Source organism: Candidatus Aminicenantes bacterium, assembly GCA_026393855.1.
Lineage (GTDB): Bacteria > Acidobacteriota > Aminicenantia > Aminicenantales > UBA4085 > UBA4085.
On record JAPKZJ010000107.1, the window covers coordinates 1 to 21,348 of the forward strand.

Consider the following 21,348-nt stretch of genomic DNA (forward strand, 5'->3'; position numbering starts at 1 on the left):
TGAACGGCCGTGTCATGTGGGAGGATTTTTTGTCGGCTGCTCCCGTCAGCCTGCTCTTAACGCCGGAAGCGGGGGCCAACGAGCTCGAGATCACGCCCTGGAACGGGCCCTTGCTTCTGTCCGGGATCGAGGTCGAGATCCTTGACGGGACGGCCTCGGCTCCGCCGGATAAAAAGCCGACCCCGGCCCGAAAAGCATCGCCTCTCGGGCGGACGGGGAAGTCCTCTTGACAATGGCCATGTCGTGTTATATTATTGAAAACGCTAGGGTAGGAGGAATCCAATGGGTCGAGGTGTTCTCATGAGGCGGTTTCTAGTTTATAGCGGGTTGCTAGCCTGTCTTTTTTCGTTCGCGGTTCCCTTGATTGCTCAGGCTCCCGCCCGAGGCAATCTGGTCGGCAGCTTTTTCGAAAAGGACGGAACGACCCCGGTTGTCGGAGCCGTCATCAAGCTCCGCAACATCTCCAGCGGCGCCGTCTACGAAGCCCCGGCTTCGGATAAGTCCGGGTTTTTCCGCTTGGACGGGCTGGCCAAGGGCATCTACAATTTCGGCATCACCACCACGGCGGGGGACTTCAATACCAACGAATTGGTCGGCATCATCGAAAATGAAACGACCAAGATCTCCATCTCGCTCAATATCTACGAGGGCGAGATCCGCCAGGCCATGCAGGAGATCGCCCGCGAGCAAAGCGTCAAGGACAACGAAGCCCGGGTCGGCCGGGTCGTGCAGTTCATCCCCGGGACCAAGGAAGCGGTCGTCTTCGTCGAGAAGGGGGCCCTCCAGGTCGACGATCGGATTCGGGTCCGCGGCATCACGACGAACTTCTACCAGGACGTCGACGCGTTGGGCTTGGACGGCTACAAGATCAAGCGGGCCTTGGCGGGACAGAGCCCCTTCATGAAAATCATCCGGGACGTGCAGATCGGCGACGCGGTCTATTTGTGCTGTAAGAAAGGCGTTCCGCCGTTCTTCCTGACGCCCTGCGGCATCGCCACCGTGGTCGGAGGCATGGCCGGCCTCATCACCGTGGTCGACAAGAAGGAAGTCTCGCCGTTCAAGAAGTAACCCCGGCCGCGCGTCTTCTCGTCCTCGGCTCGCGGATTGATCTCGACCCCGATTCCGCGCGCGCCCTGACCGGTCTTTTAGAAAGCGCGGACATTCCTTGGCGCCGCTGGCTGGACGTATCCAGGCGCGAGGGAACAGCCCCTCTCCTCGAGCGCCATCTTCGCACCCGCCCCGACTGCGTCCCTGCCCCCGTGCGGACGGAGCTGCGGCGAATCCGATTGGCCGCGGCGGCCCGGCATCTCCGGGCGGTCGAGATCGTCGGGCCGGTGTTGCGTGCGGCCCATGCGGCTGGTCTGCGGATCGGGATCAGCAAGGGGTTCCATTGGGCGGAGCGTCTGTATCCCGAGCCGGGGCTCAGGCCTTACCTCGACGTCGATCTGTTCGTCCGCCCGGCCGAATGGCGCGCTTTCCTTAGCCTTCTGCAAAGGGCCGGTTTCCGTCCCGAGATCGGGACGATAACCGTGGTTTCCGGCGGGAAAGCTTCGGCTTGGGCGTTCTCCCCGGTCTTTCGCAAGGACGGCTTGGCGGTCGAGCTCCATCCGAATCCCTTCGGGCTGCAAATCCCTTCGGCCACGGGGGATGCATTCTGGGATGCGCTGCGGGAAGTCCCCTTTGCCGGCGGCATGGCCTTCGCCCCGCCCTGGCCGTACGAATTCTGCATCGCCGCCGTCCACGCCCAACAGCACTCCTACCGCAGGCTCTCCTGGCTGGTCGATCTGGCGGAGATGGCCGGCCGTACGGATCTGGATTGGGCGGCGACCTCGCGGCTAGCCCGCCGCGAGGGGATTGAGCCTGTCCTCGCCCACGGGCTCCGGATCGCATCCCTCTGTTGGCCCGGGTGCATCCCCGAGGGAAGGGAGCGCCTATTCCCGGCCGGGCGATGGGCCCGGCGAGGGGCGCGTTTTTTCTGGCCGGAAGAGGCCGCGGCTTCGCGACGGCCGTTGCCTGAGGCGCCATACTATATGCCGTCGATATTCGCCCTGGCCAGGCGGGGGAGCCCTCTGGGGATGGCTCGGGGTGTGGTCCGCATCTTTTTTCCGCCGGCGGGATGGGTCCGCCGCCAGATACCGTCTGCGGGGGGATTTCGCCGGCTCGGCTATTTCGTCCGCCGCCTCGTGCGGCCCTGGATTTTTCTCGTCGAGCGCCGACTCTCCGGGCGCTGAGCGGCTCGTCGGCCTTGTCGGGAGCGGGCGAACCTGCTAGCATGAGAGTCCGATGATGAAACGATCGATCGTCCTCCTTTTTTCGGCCGCTTGCCTGGCGGCCTCCGGCTTCGGCCAGGATCCGCCGGCCGTGAACAAGGCCGAGGCGCACCGGCTATCGGCGGCCCTGGCACGGCTCGAGAAAGCCGAGCCTTCGCCCAGCCTGCGGCCGATGGAGTTCAGCGAGTCCGAGCTCAACGCTTATATTGCCCGCCGGCTGGAAGAATCCCGGGAGGATGTCCTGCGCGATCTGCGCCTTAAGCTCTATTCCGACAACCGGATCGAGGGCTGGCTGGAGCTTGATTTCAGCGGCCACCGGATCCCCCCCTGGATCAAGAAGAGGATGAACCTCTATTTCGCCGGCTCCATCGAAGTCCGGGACGGCTCGGTCCGTTTTGGGTTCAAAAAGCTGTTTCTGGAGAAGGAGCCCATGCCCCTGCTGATGCTGGACATGATCATCTTTATCGCCTCCGGGCTCGGCAAGACCGATGCCAAGGGGATCGACGACTGGCACAATCTGCCCTTGGGGATACGTGACGTAAAGACCGGGCCGGGCCGGTTCACGCTGTGGTATTGACGCCATGATCCGAGTCATCAGCGGCATCTACCGGGGCAAGCGCCTGAAAAAGGTCAACAGCTCTTCCACCCGTCCCATGCCCGACAAGCTGAAGACGGCTCTGTTCAATATCCTGCGCGACGAGATCGCCGGGACGACCGTCCTGGACGGCTTCGCCGGGACGGGATCGATCGGCATCGAGGCCCTCAGCCGGGGCGCCGAACAGGTCGTCTTCGTCGAAGAATTTCCGGTCGCCCTGTCGGTTCTCCGGCACAACGTGGCCAAGCTCGGTGCTCCCGAACAGACCCGGATCGTGGCCCTGGAGTTCAACCGGGGGGTCATCCAGCTGGCCCGCGAGAACTTTCGCTTCGACATCATCTTCCTGGACCCGCCTTACCGGCTGCTGGATGAGCGCAACCCGCTCAAGGTCATCCGCAAGCGCAGCGTCCTGGCCCCCGGCGGGCTGATCGTCCTGCGCCATCATTTCAAGACCCGCTTCGAAGGCCGCTTCTTCGAGCTAAAGCGCCGGACGACCTTGGGCGACGACGCCCTCTCGTTCTACGGCGAGTAACCCCGCAGTCCCTCCGGCCCTTCTTGCGCCGGGGCGCGCCTTCGTTTAAAATGGCGGCAGCCAAGGATGGGAACACCTGCAGACGGCCGGCCGCGATGAGCAAAGACGATCCCCACATCGTTTCCCCCTGGGGGAGGACTCCGCTCGTCGAGGATTGGGAGATATTCGGCGACCTGGCCGAGCGGCGCGGCACCTCCCTGTTTCTCGGCCGCTTCACCCTAGCCGAGATCCTGGCCGTCCTGGACAAGAAGGGCTTCTTCAAGGAGGCCCGCAAGAGAGGCCTTTGGCCGCTCGTCTTCGACCTGGACTCTTCAAGCTACCCCTTGCAGAGATTCCGCATCTTCCACGAGCGGCAGGATCCGGCGTCCGTCATCATCGACCTCAAGCTGCGCGAGACGAACTTCGATCCGGCCGGCCGTGATCTGCCGGGATTCCCGCCGGGGACGATCCGGACCCTGGCCTTCGAGTGGCTGACCCTGCAAAACCCGCTGGCCGAGTTCGGCGGGAGCCGCGGCTCCCTGCCGGGCCAGCAGCATCCGGGGCTGGGTATGAGCCGCCGGATCATGGATATCTTCGTCTTCCTGGGTAAGCGAGCCCGAGCCGAGGGCCTGCTGGCGTTTCCGGCCTTCTATCACAACGCAGTTCTGTTCTCGCGCTACTTCCGGTTCCTCAACCCCGACAAGGAGGGCGAGGTCACGGCCATCCGCCGGAGCTTCGCCCATATGTCGATCAAGCAGATGGCCTGGATCGTTCATCTGGGATGCTTGCGGGCCGAGGACGGATCGGTTTACGAATGGCGGTCCGAGGAGCAGCTGATGCCATTTCGCCGCGAGCCCAAGAGCTACTTCGAATCTCGCGTCTATCGGGACCGGGTCCGCGAAGCGGCCCGGCGGGCGTCCTTCCGCGTCGACTGGGAGACGTACGAGGCCCGTTCGCAATCCGATTAGATCTTCATTTGACCGGGCCGCCCCGAACCGCTATAATAGCCCGGTTTCCAAGGAGATGCGATCGATGAAGAAAGACATCCATCCGAATTACGAAGAATGCATGGTTATCTGCGCTTGCGGCAATACCTTCCCGACGCGATCGACGAAAAAGGAGATCCGGGTCGAGATCTGCTCCCAGTGCCATCCCTTCTTCACCGGCCGCCAGAAGTTTATCGACAGCGCCGGCCGGGTCGAGAAATTCCGCAAGAAATACGACGGCCTCAAGACGGCGGTCAAGCCGGCCGCCAAAGCCAAGAAAAAATAGTCCGGCATGCGGCCTGAATGGGAGGCGTTGGCGGAGAAGTACCGCCAGCTCACGGTCCGCCTCGGCGATCCGGCCTTCCTGGCCGACCCCAAGCGCTTTCGCGAAGCGTCCAAGGAACGGTCCGATCTCGAACCCCTCGTCCGCCGCCTGGAGGACTACCGCAAGGTGGAGTCCGGGCTGCGGGATGCACGCGAGATCCTGGCCGATGAGAGCGCCGAGCCCGAGTTCAAGGCCATGGCCGAGGCCGAGGTGCGCCGGTTGGAGGCCGAGGGCGAAGGGCTCGAGCGGATTCTCAAGGAGTTGCTGCTCCCCAGGGACCCTCTGGACGAGAAGAACGTCCTGCTCGAGATCCGGGCCGGGGCGGGGGGCGATGAGGCTTCGCTGTTTGCCCAGGACCTGTTCCGCATGTATACGCGGTTTGCCGAAGCCAAGGGCTGGAAGATCGAAGTCCTGGACTCCAGCCAATCGCCGATCGGCGGATTTAAGGAAGTCGTCGCCGGCATCCAGGGCAAGCGCGTCTATTCCCTTCTGAAGTTCGAGAGCGGCGTCCACCGCGTCCAGCGGGTTCCCAAGACCGAGGCCAGCGGGCGCATCCACACCTCGACCGTGACAGTGGCGGTCCTGCCCGAGGCCGACGAGATCGACGTCAAGCTCGACGCCAAGGACCTCAAGATCGAGGCCTTCGGCTCGTCGGGCCCCGGCGGTCAGAACGTCAACCGCAACTATACCGCCATCCGCATCACCCACAAGCCCTCCGGCTTGGTCGTCTCCTGCCAGGACGAAAAGTCCCAGCACCGCAACAAGGAGAAAGCCCTGCGGGTCCTGCGCTCGCGGCTCATGGACATCGCCAACCGCGAACAGCAGGAGCGGATCGCCCAGGACCGCCGCTCCCAGGTCGGGACCGGGGAGCGCAGCGAGAAGATCCGAACCTACAACTTCCCCCAGTCGCGGATCACCGACCATCGCCTGAACGAAAGCTTCCACAATATGAGCGGCTTGCTGGACGGGGATATCGGTCTGCTCCTGGAAAGGCTCGGCGACCAAGCCCGGGCCCGCGCCCTCGAGCGCCGCAACGGCGTCGCCTGACACCACCCATGCCGGGTCCCCGCCGCTCTCCCGCCTGGACCATCGGCCCGCTGGCGGCCGAAGGGCGCCGCCGTCTGGCCGGGCTGAAGGCCGCCGCCGCCGCGCTGGAATCCCGCGTTTTGCTCCGTCGGGCCCTGGGTGTGACCGAGCTCGAAATCCTGGCCTATCCCGAGCGCCTCGTCGCGGCGGCGGCCGCCGGCCGCTATCTGCGCCTTATCGACCGCCGGACCGCGCGCGAGCCGTTTGCCTATCTCATCGGGGAACGGGAATTCTGGTCCATTCCTATATCCGTCGGCCCGGCCGTTTTGATCCCGCGTCCGGAGACGGAGACGCTGGTCGAGACGGCGCTGGAGCTGGCGGGGGAAGGCCCGCTCCTGGTCGCGGACGTCGGCACGGGCAGCGGCGCCGTCGCCCTGGCCCTGGCCACCGAGCTGCGGGACGCGCGCGTCCTGGCCACGGATATCAGCCCGGCGGCCCTGCGGACGGCCCGCGGGAACGCCGCCCGCCACGGCCTCCGGAACATTGAATTCCTGGCCGGAGATCTCTGCGCCCCTTTGCGCCGACGGGCTTGGACTGGGCAGGTGGACCTTCTGGTCTCCAATCCGCCCTATGTTCGGGAGGCCGATTGGGCTCGGCTCCAGCCGGAGGTTCGCGATTACGAGCCCAAGTCGGCTTTGGTCCCCGGACCGACGGGGCTGGAGATTCTCCGTCGGCTGATCGCCGAGGCGACCGTCTGTTTGCGTCCCGGCGGCTGGCTGGCCGTCGAGATCGGGCGCGGGCAGGCGCGGGCGGTGCGGAGGATGTTCGGGGCGGGCTGGGACGAGGTCCGGGTTAAGCCCGATTTGAGGGGCATCGTCCGGGTGATCGCGGCCCGTTTCGGCGGCCGTCCCGCTGTCAAGCCTTGAGCTTGCGGGCCAGGGCCGAAAATTCTTCGATGCTCGGTACGAACGAAGTCGTTTCGAACCGGATCTTCTCCCATTTCTCGGGCTTGAGCCGAAGGAAGGCGTCCACCAGGCGGGGATCGAACTGTGTCCCGGCGTGGCGGACGATCTCCTTCTGGGCGGCCCGGAAATCGCGGGCCCTTCGATAGGGCCGATGGGCCGTGATCGCGTCCAGCGCGTCCGCCAGCGCGAAAAGCCGGGCTTCCAGGGGGATCCGGTCCCCCTTCAGGCCGAGGGGATAGCCCGAGCCGTCAAAGTGCTCGTGGTGATGAAGGATGATTTCGCCGATGACACGAACCAACTTGATCTCTTTGATCAGCCCATAGCCGAGGGCCGGGTGAAGGCGGACCTTCTCCCATTCCGCTTCGGTCAGGGCCCCGGGCTTCTTCAGGATGGCGTCGGGGATGGCGATCTTGCCGATGTCATGGAGCAGGGCGCCGCGGCGCAGGCAATCGAGCTTGTCCGGGTCGGTCAGGCCGATCAGGGTGGCCAGGACCTGGGTGTACTTGGCTACCGTCTGGGAATGGCCGAACGTCTCGACGTCCCTCAGGTCCAAGGCGGTCATAAGGTTTTCCAAGGTCGAGTCGTATATCTGCTCGAGCTCAGAGGCGTGGCGGGCGTTGCGGGCCTGGTCCGATTGGGCTTTGCGCAAAGCCTTGAATCGGGTCTCGGCCAAGGCTTCGCTCGCCACCCGGCGCCATTCGCTGCGGACCAAGGAAAGGAGCGCGGCGTCATCGGCCGGTCCCAGGACCCCATCGATCCGGCCGTCGCGCAGCAGCCGGCTTTCCAGGCCGTTCGGGGCCGCCGGCAGGACGATCAGGACGGACAGAGCGGGCCGCTCGTGCTTGAGGGCCAGAAGCGTCCGCAGCAACGGGGCGGCCGGGTCGGCGGCCTCCGCCAGTACCAGGATGTTGTCCGGCTCGGCGGCTCGGGCGGCCAGGCTTTCAGCCGTCGCCTCGACCGGGCGGACGGCCAGCCGGAGCGTCTTCAGCCCGCGCAGGAGCCGTTCCCGGCGCGCGGGGTCGAGACGGCAAAGGACGAGGCCGGGAGTATTCATTGGTTCGCCTTCTTTTATACCCCAGGAATCGGCGGTGGCGCAAGCCGGCCAGGGGGGGAGCCCCCTGGGGCGAGGCGGCCCCTCTCCGGGGGTGAGGGAGGGGAGGCAAATATCCCCGGACCTTCCCTCCTGGGGGGTGATTGCCCCCCGCAAGCCCGATCGGATACACTAGCCGCGGACGAAGAAGCCCGATTGCGACGGGCTGAAGGAGAACGGTCATGACGCCCAAAGGTGACGCGCTTGTAGAATCCACCGCCATCATCCGCGAGATCGAGACCAGTCTGGAGGATAGCTTGCGCCGCCGGCGGGAGGAGATCGAGCGTGAGCTCGAACAGCGTCTGCGCCTGGAGCGCGAAGAGACCGAGAGGAAGCTGTCGATGATCGAAAAGGAATTCGAGAAGGAAAAAGGCAACCTCCGCGAATACCATGGAGCGGTGGCCGAGTACGAGTCGGCCCGCGAAGGGCTGGAGCGCGAGCTCCGGGAGCACCTCGACCGTTCCGCTGGATACCAGAAGGAGATCGAGCGGCTGACGGGCCTGACGATCGAGGAGCTGCGGTCGGTGACCGAGCTCAGCGGCCGTCTGGCCGACCTCCGGCTTTCGGCCGAGGAGCGGATCAACGAGATGCGATCCAAGCTGAAGGAGCGCTTCGCCATCGATTCCAAGGCGTCCCGCGAAGCCGGCCCGCGCGAGATACCGGCGCCCTTGCCCGCGGCTGTACCGGCAGGGCGCCCGGTGCCATCGCCGGCCCCGCGGGTCGAAAATATCTACGAGCCCGTACCCGCGCCTGTGCCTGCGCCCGTGCCAGCGCCCGTGCCCGCGGCCGTGCCCGCGGCCGCCTGCGCCGAGGAAGGAGAGTTCGTCTTCGATCTGGAAAAGGAACTGAGCAAGCTGAAACGGATCAAAGAGATGCTGGACCGGGACGGATCCGGCGCCGGCGAAGCGCCCCGGGCGCCGCTGCAGGCCAACGCGGTCCCCCTCCCGGCCGATCCCGGCCTCCCTCCCAACCCGGAGATCGAATGGCCAGTGCCGGCGCGAGCCGAGGCCGTGCCGGCTGCCGATTTCAAGATGCCCGAGATCAACCAATTCATTCAGGATTTTGTCCAGCGCGAGCACGGCCTGGCCCCGGACGGCCCGGGCGCGCAGCCCGGCTCCGCCCCGGCCGACGACTTTCGGTCGTCGGGCACCGAGGACAAGGACTTCCAATCGGTTTTCGCCCTGCTGGAGCGCTACCGCCGCTCCGAGCCGACCGACTACAGCGGCGAGATCAGCTTCTTCCAGAACCGCGACCATCTCATCCTGGACGGGGAATCGCTCCTGCGGGCCGTCACCACGGTGACGGCTGAGGCCCGCAAGCTCTTCGCCCGGCTCGGCCAGGCGGGTACGCCCAAGGACCAGTTCTTCATCAAGCAGGAGCTGATCAACAATCAGGAAATTCTGCGCAAGATCATCCTGCGGTCCGTCCGGATGTGCGAGCGCGAGTCCTGCCGGCTGCCCCGCTATACCGAGGACATCCTCAACCCGGGCGTCATGAAGGACCTGCTGGAGCGCCTGAACATGGATAATTGGAGCAACCAGGAGGACTTCGCCACCTTCGAGGCGGCCGCCGGCCGGTTGAAGGACGCCTTCCATCGGCGGATCACGCCGCCGGCGAAGTACCTGAGCTCGATCGTCCAGGAACTGGAAGGCTGAGCCGGAAGGCTCAGGAGCTCGGGGCGTCCTTCTTTCCTAGAGATAGGAAATACGCCTCTAGTAGGCGGTGATCGCCCGTCGTCAGGTCGCGGAACCTCAAACCCGTATAGAAGAAGGCCGAGTTGGGGGAGGCCTTCCGGCAATAGATTACTTCGCCGCGGAAGGGGCAGGCCCGGTTGCCGAGGACCATGAACAGGTCCAGGACGCGGGCTAGCGGAAAGGCCGATTCAACCGAGATCAGAGCGCCGCCCAGGCTCAAGTCGACGGTGGTTGCGACGCGATGGCTTCCGTTCTCGCGGAAGATACACAGAGTCGAGGCGGTATAGCGCTGGTGGGTGCGCTTTTCCATATAGACTCGTTCCCCGGCCGCCCGCAAGATGGTCGTCTTGCTCATGACCGCGGCTTTCTCCCGGACATAGGCGCAGACCCGGTTTTTGTGGATCATTCGGGAGTCTCCGCCCAGGGCTGCCAGCTTCTTGCCTTTGGCCTCGGCCAAGGCCAAATCGGCCTCCTGGGCGAACATCTTCAGCGAAGCCCGGGTCAATATGGAAGAGCCGCCGGTCCGGTTTATCGGCACCAGGGTCACGCCAAAGCTCATGGTCAGGTTGTGGCGGGGCTGGAACTCCTCGAACTCGAAGATGTGCTCCTCGATTGATTTGCGGATCCGCTCGGTGAGCAGGGTGGCTTCCTCGATATTCTTGACCCCGGTCAGGAAGAACAGGAACTCCTCGCCGCCGTAGCGGCAAAGGAGGTCCTGATCGCGGATGGAGGCGCGCAGGATGGCGCCCAGGTCGCGCAGCAGGCGGTTGCCCGCTTCGTGGCCGTTGCGGTCGTTGTAGGCCTTGAACCAGTCGACGTCGCCCATGACCAGGGCGAAGGAGCCCGTCTCCTGGCGGCGCTTGCTGAGGATTTCGACCTTCTGGACGACCTTCTCGAAGAAGGGATCGGGCCGCAGCAAGCCCGTCAGCGCGTCGTATTGAATCAGATTCAGCTTGGTCATGGCCAGCGCGATATGCTCGGACAGGCCGCGCAGGACCTGGCGGTCCTCGGCCGTGAACCCGGCCCCGGGCTTGGCCTCGGGCGATTTGCCGTAGACTTCGAGCACGCCGATGATCTCGCGGTCGTGCTGGAGCGGGGCGGCCAGAAAGCTCCGCAGGGGAGCCTTGAGAAGCTCTTGATACCGGATCGAGGCGCGGGCGTCCCGCCCCGGATCGACGAGATTGAGGACTTCGCCGGTCCGGGCGACGTGGGCGGCGAAGTCCTGGCTCGGCAGCATGGCCAGGTGGCGCGAAAAATCGGCGTGAGCCAGGAAAGCGTCGTCCCAGATGAGAGGCTTCAGGTAGCGCCCCAGGGAGTCGTTCTCCTCAAGGATGTAGAGAGAAAGGCTGGACGCACCGACCAGGGCCTTGATGTCGGGCACCATGTCCATGAGAACATTAACGTCGTCCGCGGAGTAGAGCTTGCGCAGCAGCCCTTCGAACCTTTGCTTCAGTTGTTCCGAACGGAGATAGCGCTCCTGCAAGGTGACCCGTTTCGACATCTCCTTCAGCAGGCCCTCTGAGAGGGCGCTGTTGAGTCCCTTGATCTCGCCGTAGACCTTCTTCAGCCGGCCCTCGGCGTCGGCTTTGGCCACGGCCATGTTGTCCGCGTCCGTCCGCAGCCGGAGGTATTCTCCGGCCGCCCTCATCTTCTGTTCCAGGCGAGCCCGGTCCAGGGGATGTTTGGAGATGGGGACGATGTCGACGAAGCGGCCGGCCGGCCAGGTCCGGGCGACAGTCCGCAGGCGGACCTCATCCCGGCCCGTCAGAAATAGGACCGGCAGGGCCAGCAGCCGATCCCGCAGGGGCGGCTGCAGGGCGTTCTCGACCTCGACCAGGGCGATCGAGAAGGGGACGGCGTCGAGCAGGGAGAGCGCTTTTTCGAGACCGGGCGCGGTGTAAACGACACCCTCCGTTCGGCAAATATCATAGAGGAATTCGCGCTCCTCGGGCGTGCGCGCACAGATCAGAATTTTCGCCACGGCTCTTTGTTCCTTCGGCCGATCCGGAAAAGGGAATGCCTTGCCCGTCGTTCCACTGTAGAAGAAGCCGCCGGCGCTGTCAAGGCGGTTGGGGGGTGATTCCAGGGGTGAATTTGGGGGTGATTTCGCGGCCGGGCTTATGTTATATTCCGGTCTGGGCTCGATACGTTCGCGGCGCCGAACCCCGATTTATAAATCGGGATTATAAGCGCCGCTCAGTATTAACCCTGTTAATAAACCGGGCTGCCGCCCGGTGTATCGAGCGGGTTTATCGCACCAGGAGATGCCGCTATGAATGAGACGAAGAGCGGGCCGAAGACCGTCCGGGCGCCCCGGGGCGCGCGCCTGAACACCAAGGGCTGGGCCCAGGAAGGCGCCTTGCGGATGCTCATGAACAACCTCGACCCGGACGTGGCCGAGAAGCCCCGCGACCTGATCGTTTACGGCGGGACCGGCAAGGCGGCCCGCAACTGGGATTGCTTCCACGCCATCGTCCGCAGCCTGAAAGCCTTGGCCGGCGACGAGACCCTTCTCGTCCAATCGGGCAAGCCCGTGGCCGTCTTCAAGACCCATGCCGAAGCGCCCCGCGTCCTGATCGCCAATTCCCTGCTGGTCCCGCACTGGGCCACCTGGGACGAATTCCGGAGGCTGGAGGGACTTGGGCTGACGATGTACGGCCAGATGACGGCGGGCAGCTGGATCTACATCGGCAGCCAGGGCATCCTGCAAGGCACCTATGAGACCCTGTCCGCCGTGGCTAAGAGCCACTTCGGCGGCAGCCTCAAGGGTCGGCTGGTCGTCACGGCCGGACTGGGCGGCATGGGCGGCGCCCAGCCGCTGGCCGTGACCATGAACGACGGCGTTGCCATCGTCGTGGAGGTCGACAAGGATCGCATCCGCCGCCGCCTTGAGACGAAATACGTCGATACCATGTCCGACAGTCTGGACGATGCCCTGGCCCGGGCCGGCCGGGCCCAGGCCGAGGGACGGCCGTTGTCCATCGCCCTCCTCGGCAACGCGGCCGAGATTCTCCCCGAGCTCGTCCGGCGGGGCATCGTGCCCGACATTCTCACCGATCAGACCTCGGCCCACGACGAGCTCAACGGCTATGTCCCGGCCGGGATGGCCTACGAGCAGGCCTTGGCCATGCGGGCCAAAGCTCCCTCCGATTATATCAAGCGGGCCTACGATTCGATGGCCGTGCATGTCCGGGCCATGCTGGATCTCCAGAAGCTCGGCGCCCGCGCCTTCGACTATGGGAACAACATCCGCGGCCAGGCGCTCAAGGCGGGGGTTTCGGCCGCGTTCGACATCCCCGGCTTTGTCCCGGAATACATCCGGCCGTTGTTCTGCTTGGGCAAGGGACCCTTCCGTTGGGCCGCTCTCTCCGGACGGCCGCAGGACATCTATGCGACGGATGAAGCCGTGCTGAAGGAATTCCCGGACGACGAGCCTCTGGCCCGCTGGATCCGGAAAGCCCGGGAAAAAGTCCGTTTCCAGGGACTACCGGCCCGGATCTGCTGGCTGGGATACGGCGAGCGGGCTCGTTTCGGGGCGGTCATCAACCATATGGTCAAGAAGGGCAAGATCAGCGCCCCCATCGTCATCGGCCGCGACCACCTCGACACGGGTTCGGTGGCCTCGCCCAATCGGGAGACCGAGGCCATGCGCGACGGCTCGGACGCCATCGCCGATTGGCCCATCCTGAACGCCCTGATCAACGCCGTGAGCGGCGCTTCCTGGGTTTCGGTTCACCACGGCGGCGGCGTCGGGATCGGCTTGTCGATCCATGCCGGTATGGTCGTCGTGGCCGACGGGACGCCCGCGACGGGCCGCAGACTGGAGCGCGTCCTGACCGTCGATCCGGGGATGGGAGTCGTGCGCCATGCCGACGCCGGCTATCCCGAGGCCATCTCCTTCGCTAGGAAAGCGGGCCTGAAAATCCCGATGCTGGGCAAATCCTGAGGGGGCGTCGTCTCCCGTGGACGGGGCGCCTCCGATCGTCGGCGCTCATCCATCCTTCGCCAACAGGCGGATTCCGCGCCAGCCCTGTTTCGGCGTCGCCGATCGGCGGCGCCGGCCCGATTCTATCCGGCTCCAGCCGCCTCGAAATCCCTCGTTCGTCCCGGGCGGCATCCTGCTTTTCCTCTGGCCGCGGATGGCACGCGATTTGCAATAGGAAGAGGGAAAGGAGAATATCGATGAAACAAAACAAACGGATGGTCTGGACGGCGGCGATCGGTCTGATCCTGGCGACGGCGTGCGCCCTGGCGGCGCCTCTGGCCGCGGGGAGCGAAGAGGACGCGAACATCTGCGAAAAAGCCCTCATGAACTGCCTCGCGGATCTGCCCAACGGACCCCTGGGGATTTGGGCGGTCGGGCTGAAGCTTGCCTACTGCGTCAGCGGCAACGAATTCTGCCGCAAGTACGTCGCCCCCTTCCTGTGAGGAAAACGGCCATGTCGAACCTGCGCCCGATGGTCCTGCTCTTGACGGTGGTCCTGGCCGTCCTGGTTTCCGCCGCGCCGGCGGCGATGGAGGAGGCGGATAGCCAGGTCTGCGAGAAGGCGTTCTATGTCTGCTTCACCTGGCCCGGCCACAACCTGCCCTGGGACGTCGTTGAATGCCTGGCGGGCTATAGCTATTGCAAAAAATACGTCGAGCCTCTCCTCGGCCTGCCCGGGTGAGAAAAAGCCGTTTCCCGTCCGTCTTTAGAAGTGAAAGAGGGGAACAATGAGCCAAGCTCGATCCCGTAGCCAGAAGGCGAGGATGCGACGGTTAGCCGGACTCGCGGCGGCCCTTCTGGGGGCCGCCGCTTCCGTTTCGCCGCCGCCGGCCGCCGGAAATTCGCGCCTGCCGCTTGCCATCGCCGTTGAGGAAGTCCTGTCCGTGGGAGGGCCGGATGACATGACCCTCCTGCAATGGACGGGGGTGGCCGCGGATGAGGACGGCTCGATCTATGTTCTGGACGCGCTCGACTGCGCGCTGAAGAAGTTCGACGATCGGGGCCGCCTTGTCCGGAGGACCGGACGAAAAGGCCAGGGCCCTGGCGAATTCCAGTTTCCTGTCCTGCTGGCCTTGTCGGGCGACAGGCTCTTCGCCGCGGATCAGAGGCGGCTGGGGATCCAGGTCTTCGATCGCGATCTTCGTTTTTTACGGACCATTGCGGCCGGCCGCCTCGTCTCGGCTCTGGCGGCGGCCGGCCCCGGCCGGATCGCGTATAAGCCGTTCACGCCTCCCGGCGGATCGGGCCTCTGGCTGGTCGTCGACGAGACGGGGGCGACTGTATCCGAAACGGTTTACATGGCTAAAGTCGAAACCTATCTGGCCGATTCGATCAGCTTGGCCTTCGATGGTCGGGGAAGCGCCTACACGGCGTATCTTTTCGCCGACTTGGTGGAAAAGCGGGACGAGCGGGGCCGGCTTCTCTGGAGCCGGACGCCGCGCGGCGGCGCGCCGGCTGAAACGAAAACGATCCAAGGCCTCAAAATTGCCTCGGCCATGTATTGGATGGACGCCGCCCTCGACCCGCAAGGCCGGCTGTTCTTGCTCGCCGGAGGGAAGACCAAAAACCCGGGCCGCGATGTTCTCGTCTTCAACTCTGAAGGGGCCCTCATGACGACTTTCGTTCTGCCCCAGGTCAGCCATTGCCTCTATATCGACCGCCGCGGCTTCCTCTATGCCCGGGCGGACGAGGGCGTAACGCTGAAGAAATACCGGATCAGGTATCTCTAAGGTGAATGGCGTGCTTCGCCGAACGCTTCTCAAGCTCGGCCTGTGGGCCGGTGTTTTGTCCACAGCCCGTCCGGCGACCTTTGGGCCGGCCGCGACGGGGACGGGGCATGGCTGGCTGATCCTCGATTTTGACGCGGTCTTTTGCGGCGGCTGTTTCGAGCCGGTCCTGGACTTCTTAAGGGCGGTCCCGGCCGCCGTCCAGGAAACCGCCTTGACGGCCGTCCTCGTCTATGCCGCCGCTTCGGCGGTCTCGGTCGCGGAGGCCCGGAGGAGGATCGTCGAAGCCAAATGGGACGGGCTCCGGCGCAGCCAAGACTGGGCTTTGCCGGCGTTCCTGGACACGGAAGGGGACTTCCGGGGCTGGGTCCGGCGGCGGTCCGCCCGTCTGATCGTATTCGACGGCCGCACCCGGGCGGTCATCGGCCACGACCTGCCTTTGCAGGGTCGGCGGATCGACGACATCCTGGCGGTTCTGATAGACTAGGAGCGGGGGACGCTATGATCCATCCGGAACGATTGAAGACCCTGAACGACAAGGATATCCGCAAGGGCGACTATGTCCTATACTGGATGCAAGCCTCTCAGCGCTCCGAGTGCAACCATGCCCTCGAGTACGCCGTCCGCCACGCCGACGAGCTTCGTCTGCCCCTGGTGGCCTTCTTCGGCCTCACTCCGCGGTATCCGGGCGCCAACGAGCGGCATTACGCTTTTCTGCTCGAAGGCTTGGCCGAGGCTCGCTGCCATCTGGAGAGGAAGGGCATCCAGCTCGTGATCCGGTCCGTCTCGCCCGAGCGGGGGGCGGCGGAGATGGCCGAACGGGCGGCTCTGACCGTTGTCGACCGGGGCTATACCCGGCTCCAGCGGACCTGGCGGTCCCGGGCGGCCGAAGCGATGGATTGCCTGCTGGTCCAGGTCGAGACCGACGCCGTAATCCCCGTGGAGACGGCTTCGCCGAAAGAGGAATGGAGCGCGGCCACCTTCCGCCCGAAAGTCCTTGCCCGCCGGGAAGATTTCCTGCGGCCGCTGCGGGAACGAAAACCCCGCCGCGACTCGCTCGGCCTAGCTTTCGATTCGCTGCCGCTCGTGGACATCGACGCCGTCCTGGCCGGCCTGCCCATCGACCACGGCGTCAAGCGGTCGCGCTACTTCCCGTCCGGTCCGTCCGAGGCCAAGGCGAGGCTGAAGCGTTTTCTCAAGGATAAGCTGGATTATTTCGGCGAGCTGAGGAACCTCCCCACCTTGGATGCCCAATCCCATCTCAGTCCGTATCTCCATTTTGGCCAGATCTCGCCGCTACAGATCGCCCTTCAGGCGATCGAAGCCGGCGGTCCCGGGGTCGAGCCGTTTCTCGAGGAGCTCCTTGTCCGGCGCGAGCTCAGCCTCAACTTCGTCCACTTCAACTCCCGCTATGACGAATGGGAGGCCGTTCCGGCCTGGGCCCGGGCGACCCTGGCGGAGCATGCCTCCGATCCGCGGGCGGCCCGTTACTCGCCCCAGGAGCTTGAAGAAGCCCGGACCCGGGATCCCTATTGGAACGCGGCCCAAGACGAAATGCGGATCAAGGGCAAGATGCACGGCTATATGCGGATGTACTGGGGCAAGAAGATCCTGGAATGGAGCCGCACCCCCGAGGAGGGCTTCCGGACGGCCCTGGCCTTGAACGACAAGTACGAGCTGGATGGGAGGGATCCCAACAGCTTCGCCGGGGTCGCCTGGTGTTTCGGCAAGCACGACCGGCCCTGGCCCAAGCGTCCCGTCTTCGGAGCCGTGCGGTCGATGAACGACGCGGGCCTGCGCCGCAAGTTCGACGCGGACCAGTATGTCCGGATGATCGATCGTCTGCGGTCGACACCTTCCTGACCCAAGCGGCAGGGGTTTAGGCGTGGATGTGGTATTTCTCGACTAGATGGTCGGGCTGATAGGACAGCTTGGCCCGGCGCAGGCCGGGGATGCCGAGGTCCTGTTCGCGGTTGATGAAAGCCGTATCGGCCCACTCTCGCCGCACATATTCCCTGTTCATCAGCTGGGCCAGGCCCTCGTAGCGGGGGCTGACGATCTCGATGTGGATGACCGCGGTGCCGGCGTTGAGCCGTTCGCCGATGGCCAGGGCCACCACGGCCCCTTCCGTCTCGATGGCGCCGCCGGTCAAGCCCAGCGTCTCGTAGTGGAGGAGCGCTTCGCGGATGGCGTCCTGCTGGGCGTCGATGGATCCGCCCTCCAGGCCCTTGGCCGCCAGCCATTCGCCGAAGAGGTCGCTGCAGGCGCTCAAGTCCCCGGCTCCGATCCGGACATAGCGCCAAGCATGGGATTTTTCGAATTTCTTGATCCGGTTCCGCTTGCCGTCGAACTTCTTGCCCTTGAGCTCGGCCAGATCCGTCGTCCGGTAAACATAGTCGAAGTCGTCCCGGTCGGGGGCGCAGCTCAAGCCGCCGCACCAGCGTTCGGCGAAAGAGGCGGGGATCCTGGACAGGCGCGGCGCCGTCGTCAGACAGGTCCGGATCGTGTCGGGGATGTCGGTCTCGCCGAGCGGCTGCAGGAAATAGGCCGGCTGATCCGGCGGCGTGAAGCAGAAGCAGAGGTTGCCGTGAATCGTAGTGAAGCGGGGGTGATCAAAGCGGCGCCAGATGAAATGGTTGGCGAAGGTCGACTCCGAGATCTCTAGAGGGTGGCGCTGGAAATAGGGGAGCAGCGCCTCCCGGTCCGCGAGCTCGAGCGGCTTGAACTGGGGAAAGACCGGCAAGCTCATGAGCGCCTCCGAACCATGATCGTGCACCCGATCCCGGAGCAGCCTTCGCACCAGGAGGGGGCCTTGGCCATGCCGGCGGGGATGGATTCCGCCTTGCCGAATCCGAGGCGGGCGAAATAGGGGGGGATGATCGTGGCCAGATAGACGTCGCTCTCCGCCGCGGCGGCCAAGGCCGCCACGAGCCGGCCGCCGATGCCGCCGGAACGCAGCTCGGGATCCACCCCGAGCCCGACGAGCTCCAGGCAGTCGACATGGCGTTTGAGCCCGACCAGGCCGGCAAGCCGGCCGCCGTCCTCGGCGATCCAGAAGCGGTCGCCTTCCATGTCTTCGTAGTCGAGGCCGAGGCGGGCGGCCAGGGCTCGGATCGAGGGCCTGTCTTCGGGTCGGGCGGATCGGACGATCATGCCCCAAAATTATACCATGAGAGGCCTCCGATCCGCGCCCCGGCCGGGACCTGCGGGGCTGCTCGGCGGTTGGATTTGGACGGGCGGATGTGCTATATCTAGGAAGTCGGAGAGGCCGCAACCTCCCGCTCCAGACCCCAGCCGAGGTTTTCCAAGTGGATGATAAGGTGATTGTTCGATTTGCGCCCAGCCCGACCGGCTTTCTGCATCTTGGCTCGGCCCGCACGGCCCTCTTCAATTGGCTGGCCGCCCGAAGCTGCGGCGGCCGGTTCCTCCTGCGTATCGAGGATACGGACAAGATCCGGTCCGAACAGCGCTTTTTGGAGGAGATCCTGGAGGACCTCCATTGGCTCGGGCTGGATTGGGACGGGGAGCCCGCCTTCCAAAGCCGGCGATTCGACGTCTACCGGGCCAAGGCGGAGGAACTCGTGGCCGGCGGCCGGGCCTATCGAGAGGGCGACGCCATTCTCTTCCGGGTCGAGCCGGGCCGGACGATCGCCTTCGACGACCTCATCCATGGCCGCATCGCAGTCGAGACCGAGACGATCAAGGACCAGGTCCTGATCAAGTCCGACGGCTCGCCCGCTTACAACTTCTGCTGCGTCATCGACGACGCCGAGATGGGGATCACCCACATCCTGCGCGGCGACGATCATATCTCGAACACCCCCAAGCAGGCGCTCTTCTACGAAGCCTTCGGCTTGAAGCCGCCGCGGTTCGGCCACATGCCGCTCATCCTGGGGGCCGACGGGGCCAAGCTGAGCAAGCGGCACGGGGGCGTCTCGGTGACCGAATACAAAGCCGAGGGCTTCCTGCCGGCCGCGTTGGCGAATTATCTCATCCTCCTCGGCTGGACGCCGCCGGGCGAGCGGGAGATCCTGAGCCTGGTCGAGGCGGCCGGTCTCTTCTCGATCAAGGCCATGAGCGGAGTCCAAGCCAAGTTCGACATCCAGAAGCTGAAATGGATGAACGGGGAGTACATCCAGAAGCTTCCGGCCGCGGAATATACCTCCCGCCTGGCCGCCCAGCTGCGGTCCGACGGCTTGGACCCGGACGGCCTGCCGGCCGACCGCCTGGCCCAGGCCGCCGAGCAGTACCGGGTCCGGATCAAGACCCTGCGCGAGTTCGGCCAAATGGCCGACTTCTTCTTCCGCCAGGATTACGCGGTCGAGGAGGAGGGCCGGCGCAAGCACCTCGACCCGCCGGAGAGCAAGGCCGCCTTGGCCCTCTTTGCCGAGCGGTTGGCCGGGCTGGCCGATTTCCGCCACGAGGCGATCGAAGCCCTGTGTCGGGAGCTGGCCATGGAGAAGGGCCTCAAGCCTGCCGCCCTGATCCACCCTGCCCGCATGGCCGTCAGCGGGAAGACCCGCGGCGCGGGGCTGTTCGAAATCATGGAATTGCTGGGCCGCGAGACCGTCCTCCGCCGCCTGAAGGAAGCCGCCCAATGAACGAAGAAAGCAAGCCCAAGTACAATTTCATCCGCGACATCATCGAGTCCGACCTGGCCGCCGGGAAGAACGACAAACGGGTCCGAACCCGCTTCCCGCCGGAGCCGAACGGCTATCTCCACATCGGCCACCTCAAATCGCTGGTCATCAATTTCGGCCTGGCCGCCGACTACGGCGGAGCCTGCAACCTGCGCTTCGACGACACCAACCCGGAGAAGGAGGAGATCGAGTACGTCGACTCGATCAAGGAGGCCATCCGCTGGCTTGGGTATGATTGGCAGGATCGGGAATACTATGCCTCCGACTATTACGAACGGTTGTTCGATTTGGCCGAGGCTCTGATCCGCAAGGGCAAGGCGTATGTCTGCGACTTGAGCGCCGAGAAGGTCACCGAAACGCGCGGGAGTCTAACCCGGCCCGGCCAGGACAGCCCCTTCCGCGACCGCCCGGTCGAGGAGAACCTCGATCTATTCCGCCGGATGCGGGCCGGAGAGTTCCCCGACGGTTCCAAGTCCCTGCGGGCCAAGATCGATATGGCTCACCCGAACCTGCTGCTCCGCGACCCGGTCATGTACCGGCTGCGGCGGGCCCACCACTACCGTCGCGGCGACGACTGGTGCCTCTATCCCACTTACGACTGGGCCCACGGCCAATCGGACTCCATCGAGGGCATCACCCACTCGATCTGCACCTTGGAGTTCGAAGTCCACCGGCCGCTCTACGATTGGTTCCTCGATCAGCTCGGCATCCACCATCCCCGGCAGATCGAGTTCGCCCGCCTCTATCTCAGCCACACCCTGCTCAGCAAGCGCAAGCTCCTGGCCCTGGTCAAAGAAGGGGTCGTTGACGGCTGGGATGACCCGCGCATGCCGACGATCGCGGCCATGCGCCGGCGCGGCTATCCGCCGGCCGCCCTGCGCCGCTTCGCCGATCTGGTCGGTGTCGCCAAGGCCAACAGCATCGTCGACTTGGCCTTCCTTGAAAGCTGCGTCCGCGAGGAGCTGAACCGGACCTCGCTGCGGGCCATGGCCGTACTTCGCCCGCTCAAGGTCATCCTAACGAATTACCCGGAGGACTTGGTCGAGGAGTTGGACTGCGTCAACAATCCCGAAGATCCGGCGGCCGGTTCGCGCCGTGTCCCGTTCTCGCGCGTCCTCTACGTGGAGCGGGACGATTTCCTGGAGAACCCGCCCAAGAAGTTCTTCCGGCTGTCGCCGGGGCGCGAGGTCCGGCTCCGGTACGCTTATTTCATCACCTGTGCCGAGGTCGTCAAGGATCCCGCAAGCGGCGAGGTCGTGGAGCTTCACTGCACCTACGACCCGGCGACCCGAGGCGGCGACGCGCCCGACGGCCGCAGCCCCAAGGCCACCCTGCACTGGGTTTCGGCCGCTTCGGCCGTCCCGGCCGAGGTCCGGCTTTACGACACTCTGTTCAGCAAGCGCGACCCGAGCGAGCTGGAGGAAGGGGAGGATTGGAAGGTCAATCTCAACCCCCGCTCGCTCGAAATCGTCAAGGACGCCAGGGTCGAGCCGTCGCTGGCCCGGGTCGAACCGGGCCGGAAGGTCCAGTTCGA

General features: G+C 65.1%; 22 protein-coding genes. 18 read left to right on the forward strand and 4 right to left on the reverse strand.

The window, feature by feature from the left end; translation table 11 throughout:
* The 9 genes from NTZ26_12775 to prmC all read left to right on the forward strand — a co-directional run.
* Nucleotides 1–230, forward strand: a 230-nt coding sequence (locus NTZ26_12775) for a hypothetical protein (protein MCX6561374.1), incomplete at its 5' end; no start/stop codon positions are given.
* A gap of 70 nt (nucleotides 231–300) precedes the next feature.
* Nucleotides 301–1,068 (forward strand): carboxypeptidase-like regulatory domain-containing protein, encoded by a 768-nt coding sequence (locus NTZ26_12780; GenBank protein ID MCX6561375.1) that lies wholly within the window; start codon nucleotides 301–303, stop codon nucleotides 1,066–1,068.
* Between the two features lie 92 nt (nucleotides 1,069–1,160).
* Nucleotides 1,161–2,231 carry a nucleotidyltransferase family protein gene (locus NTZ26_12785; GenBank protein ID MCX6561376.1) on the forward strand — a complete coding sequence of 357 codons (1,071 nt, stop codon included), beginning with the start codon at nucleotides 1,161–1,163 and terminating at the stop codon, nucleotides 2,229–2,231.
* Between the two features lie 52 nt (nucleotides 2,232–2,283).
* Nucleotides 2,284–2,847, forward strand: a complete 564-nt coding sequence (locus tag NTZ26_12790) for a hypothetical protein (protein ID MCX6561377.1) — start codon at nucleotides 2,284–2,286, stop codon at nucleotides 2,845–2,847.
* A 4-nt stretch (nucleotides 2,848–2,851) separates the two neighbouring features.
* Nucleotides 2,852–3,397, forward strand: coding sequence for a 16S rRNA (guanine(966)-N(2))-methyltransferase RsmD (rsmD, locus tag NTZ26_12795; GenBank protein MCX6561378.1), 546 nt, complete (start codon nucleotides 2,852–2,854; stop codon nucleotides 3,395–3,397).
* A 95-nt stretch (nucleotides 3,398–3,492) separates the two neighbouring features.
* Nucleotides 3,493–4,344 (forward strand): hypothetical protein, encoded by an 852-nt coding sequence (locus NTZ26_12800; GenBank protein MCX6561379.1) that lies wholly within the window; start codon nucleotides 3,493–3,495, stop codon nucleotides 4,342–4,344.
* 64 nt (nucleotides 4,345–4,408) lie between these two features.
* A complete protein-coding gene (gene rpmE / locus NTZ26_12805) occupies nucleotides 4,409–4,648 on the forward strand; it encodes a 50S ribosomal protein L31 (protein MCX6561380.1) in 240 nt (79 codons plus the stop codon).
* Between the two features lie 6 nt (nucleotides 4,649–4,654).
* Nucleotides 4,655–5,734: a peptide chain release factor 1 gene (prfA, locus tag NTZ26_12810; protein MCX6561381.1), complete on the forward strand. Its 1,080-nt coding sequence runs from the start codon at nucleotides 4,655–4,657 to the stop codon at nucleotides 5,732–5,734.
* A gap of 8 nt (nucleotides 5,735–5,742) precedes the next feature.
* Nucleotides 5,743–6,639 carry a peptide chain release factor N(5)-glutamine methyltransferase gene (gene prmC / locus NTZ26_12815; GenBank protein MCX6561382.1) on the forward strand — a complete coding sequence of 299 codons (897 nt, stop codon included), beginning with the start codon at nucleotides 5,743–5,745 and terminating at the stop codon, nucleotides 6,637–6,639.
* Here the strand turns inward: prmC and NTZ26_12820 are convergent.
* On the reverse strand, nucleotides 6,629–7,732 hold the full coding sequence (locus NTZ26_12820) for an HD domain-containing protein (GenBank protein MCX6561383.1): 1,104 nt from the start codon (nucleotides 7,730–7,732) through the stop codon (nucleotides 6,629–6,631). The two genes, prmC and NTZ26_12820, sit on opposite strands and share 11 nt — an antisense overlap.
* Nucleotides 7,733–7,950: 218 nt before the next feature.
* Between NTZ26_12820 and NTZ26_12825 the strand changes: the two genes are divergently transcribed.
* Nucleotides 7,951–9,423, forward strand: a complete 1,473-nt coding sequence (locus NTZ26_12825; GenBank protein MCX6561384.1) for a hypothetical protein — start codon at nucleotides 7,951–7,953, stop codon at nucleotides 9,421–9,423.
* Between the two features lie 10 nt (nucleotides 9,424–9,433).
* Here the strand turns inward: NTZ26_12825 and NTZ26_12830 are convergent, their stop codons facing one another.
* Entirely contained in the window at nucleotides 9,434–11,443 is a 2,010-nt protein-coding gene (locus NTZ26_12830; GenBank protein MCX6561385.1) for a diguanylate cyclase, read from the reverse strand.
* A gap of 291 nt (nucleotides 11,444–11,734) precedes the next feature.
* Between NTZ26_12830 and hutU the strand changes: the two genes are divergently transcribed.
* The 6 genes from hutU (at nucleotide 11,735) to NTZ26_12860 (ending at nucleotide 17,037) form a co-directional block, all read left to right on the forward strand.
* A complete protein-coding gene (gene hutU, locus NTZ26_12835) occupies nucleotides 11,735–13,408 on the forward strand; it encodes a urocanate hydratase (protein ID MCX6561386.1) in 1,674 nt (557 codons plus the stop codon).
* 236 nt (nucleotides 13,409–13,644) lie between these two features.
* Nucleotides 13,645–13,890, forward strand: coding sequence for a hypothetical protein (locus NTZ26_12840; protein ID MCX6561387.1), 246 nt, complete (start codon nucleotides 13,645–13,647; stop codon nucleotides 13,888–13,890).
* 11 nt (nucleotides 13,891–13,901) lie between these two features.
* Nucleotides 13,902–14,129 (forward strand): hypothetical protein, encoded by a 228-nt coding sequence (locus NTZ26_12845; protein MCX6561388.1) that lies wholly within the window; start codon nucleotides 13,902–13,904, stop codon nucleotides 14,127–14,129.
* A gap of 82 nt (nucleotides 14,130–14,211) precedes the next feature.
* Nucleotides 14,212–15,177, forward strand: a complete 966-nt coding sequence (locus NTZ26_12850; GenBank protein MCX6561389.1) for a hypothetical protein — start codon at nucleotides 14,212–14,214, stop codon at nucleotides 15,175–15,177.
* Nucleotides 15,178–15,187: 10 nt separating this feature from the next.
* Nucleotides 15,188–15,661, forward strand: coding sequence for a hypothetical protein (locus NTZ26_12855; GenBank protein ID MCX6561390.1), 474 nt, complete (start codon nucleotides 15,188–15,190; stop codon nucleotides 15,659–15,661).
* A 14-nt stretch (nucleotides 15,662–15,675) separates the two neighbouring features.
* A complete protein-coding gene (locus NTZ26_12860; protein ID MCX6561391.1) occupies nucleotides 15,676–17,037 on the forward strand; it encodes a deoxyribodipyrimidine photo-lyase in 1,362 nt (453 codons plus the stop codon).
* A 16-nt stretch (nucleotides 17,038–17,053) separates the two neighbouring features.
* Here NTZ26_12860 and NTZ26_12865 read toward each other — a convergent pair whose 3' ends face one another.
* Nucleotides 17,054–17,923, reverse strand: coding sequence for a phosphatidylglycerol lysyltransferase domain-containing protein (locus NTZ26_12865; GenBank protein ID MCX6561392.1), 870 nt, complete (start codon nucleotides 17,921–17,923; stop codon nucleotides 17,054–17,056).
* The gene (locus NTZ26_12870; GenBank protein MCX6561393.1) at nucleotides 17,920–18,327 is read right to left on the reverse strand and encodes a GNAT family N-acetyltransferase; all 408 of its coding nucleotides are present in this window, start codon (nucleotides 18,325–18,327) and stop codon (nucleotides 17,920–17,922) included. Before NTZ26_12870 ends, NTZ26_12865 begins: the two co-directional genes overlap by 4 nt.
* 167 nt (nucleotides 18,328–18,494) lie before the next feature.
* On the opposite strand from NTZ26_12870, the gene gltX reads away from it, so the two are divergent.
* Both gltX and NTZ26_12880 read left to right on the forward strand, forming a co-directional pair.
* Nucleotides 18,495–19,775 (forward strand): glutamate--tRNA ligase, encoded by a 1,281-nt coding sequence (gene gltX, locus NTZ26_12875; GenBank protein ID MCX6561394.1) that lies wholly within the window; start codon nucleotides 18,495–18,497, stop codon nucleotides 19,773–19,775.
* The coding region (locus NTZ26_12880) for a glutamine--tRNA ligase/YqeY domain fusion protein (protein ID MCX6561395.1) at nucleotides 19,772–21,348 on the forward strand (1,577 nt) is incomplete at its 3' end. The genes gltX and NTZ26_12880, both read left to right, overlap by 4 nt.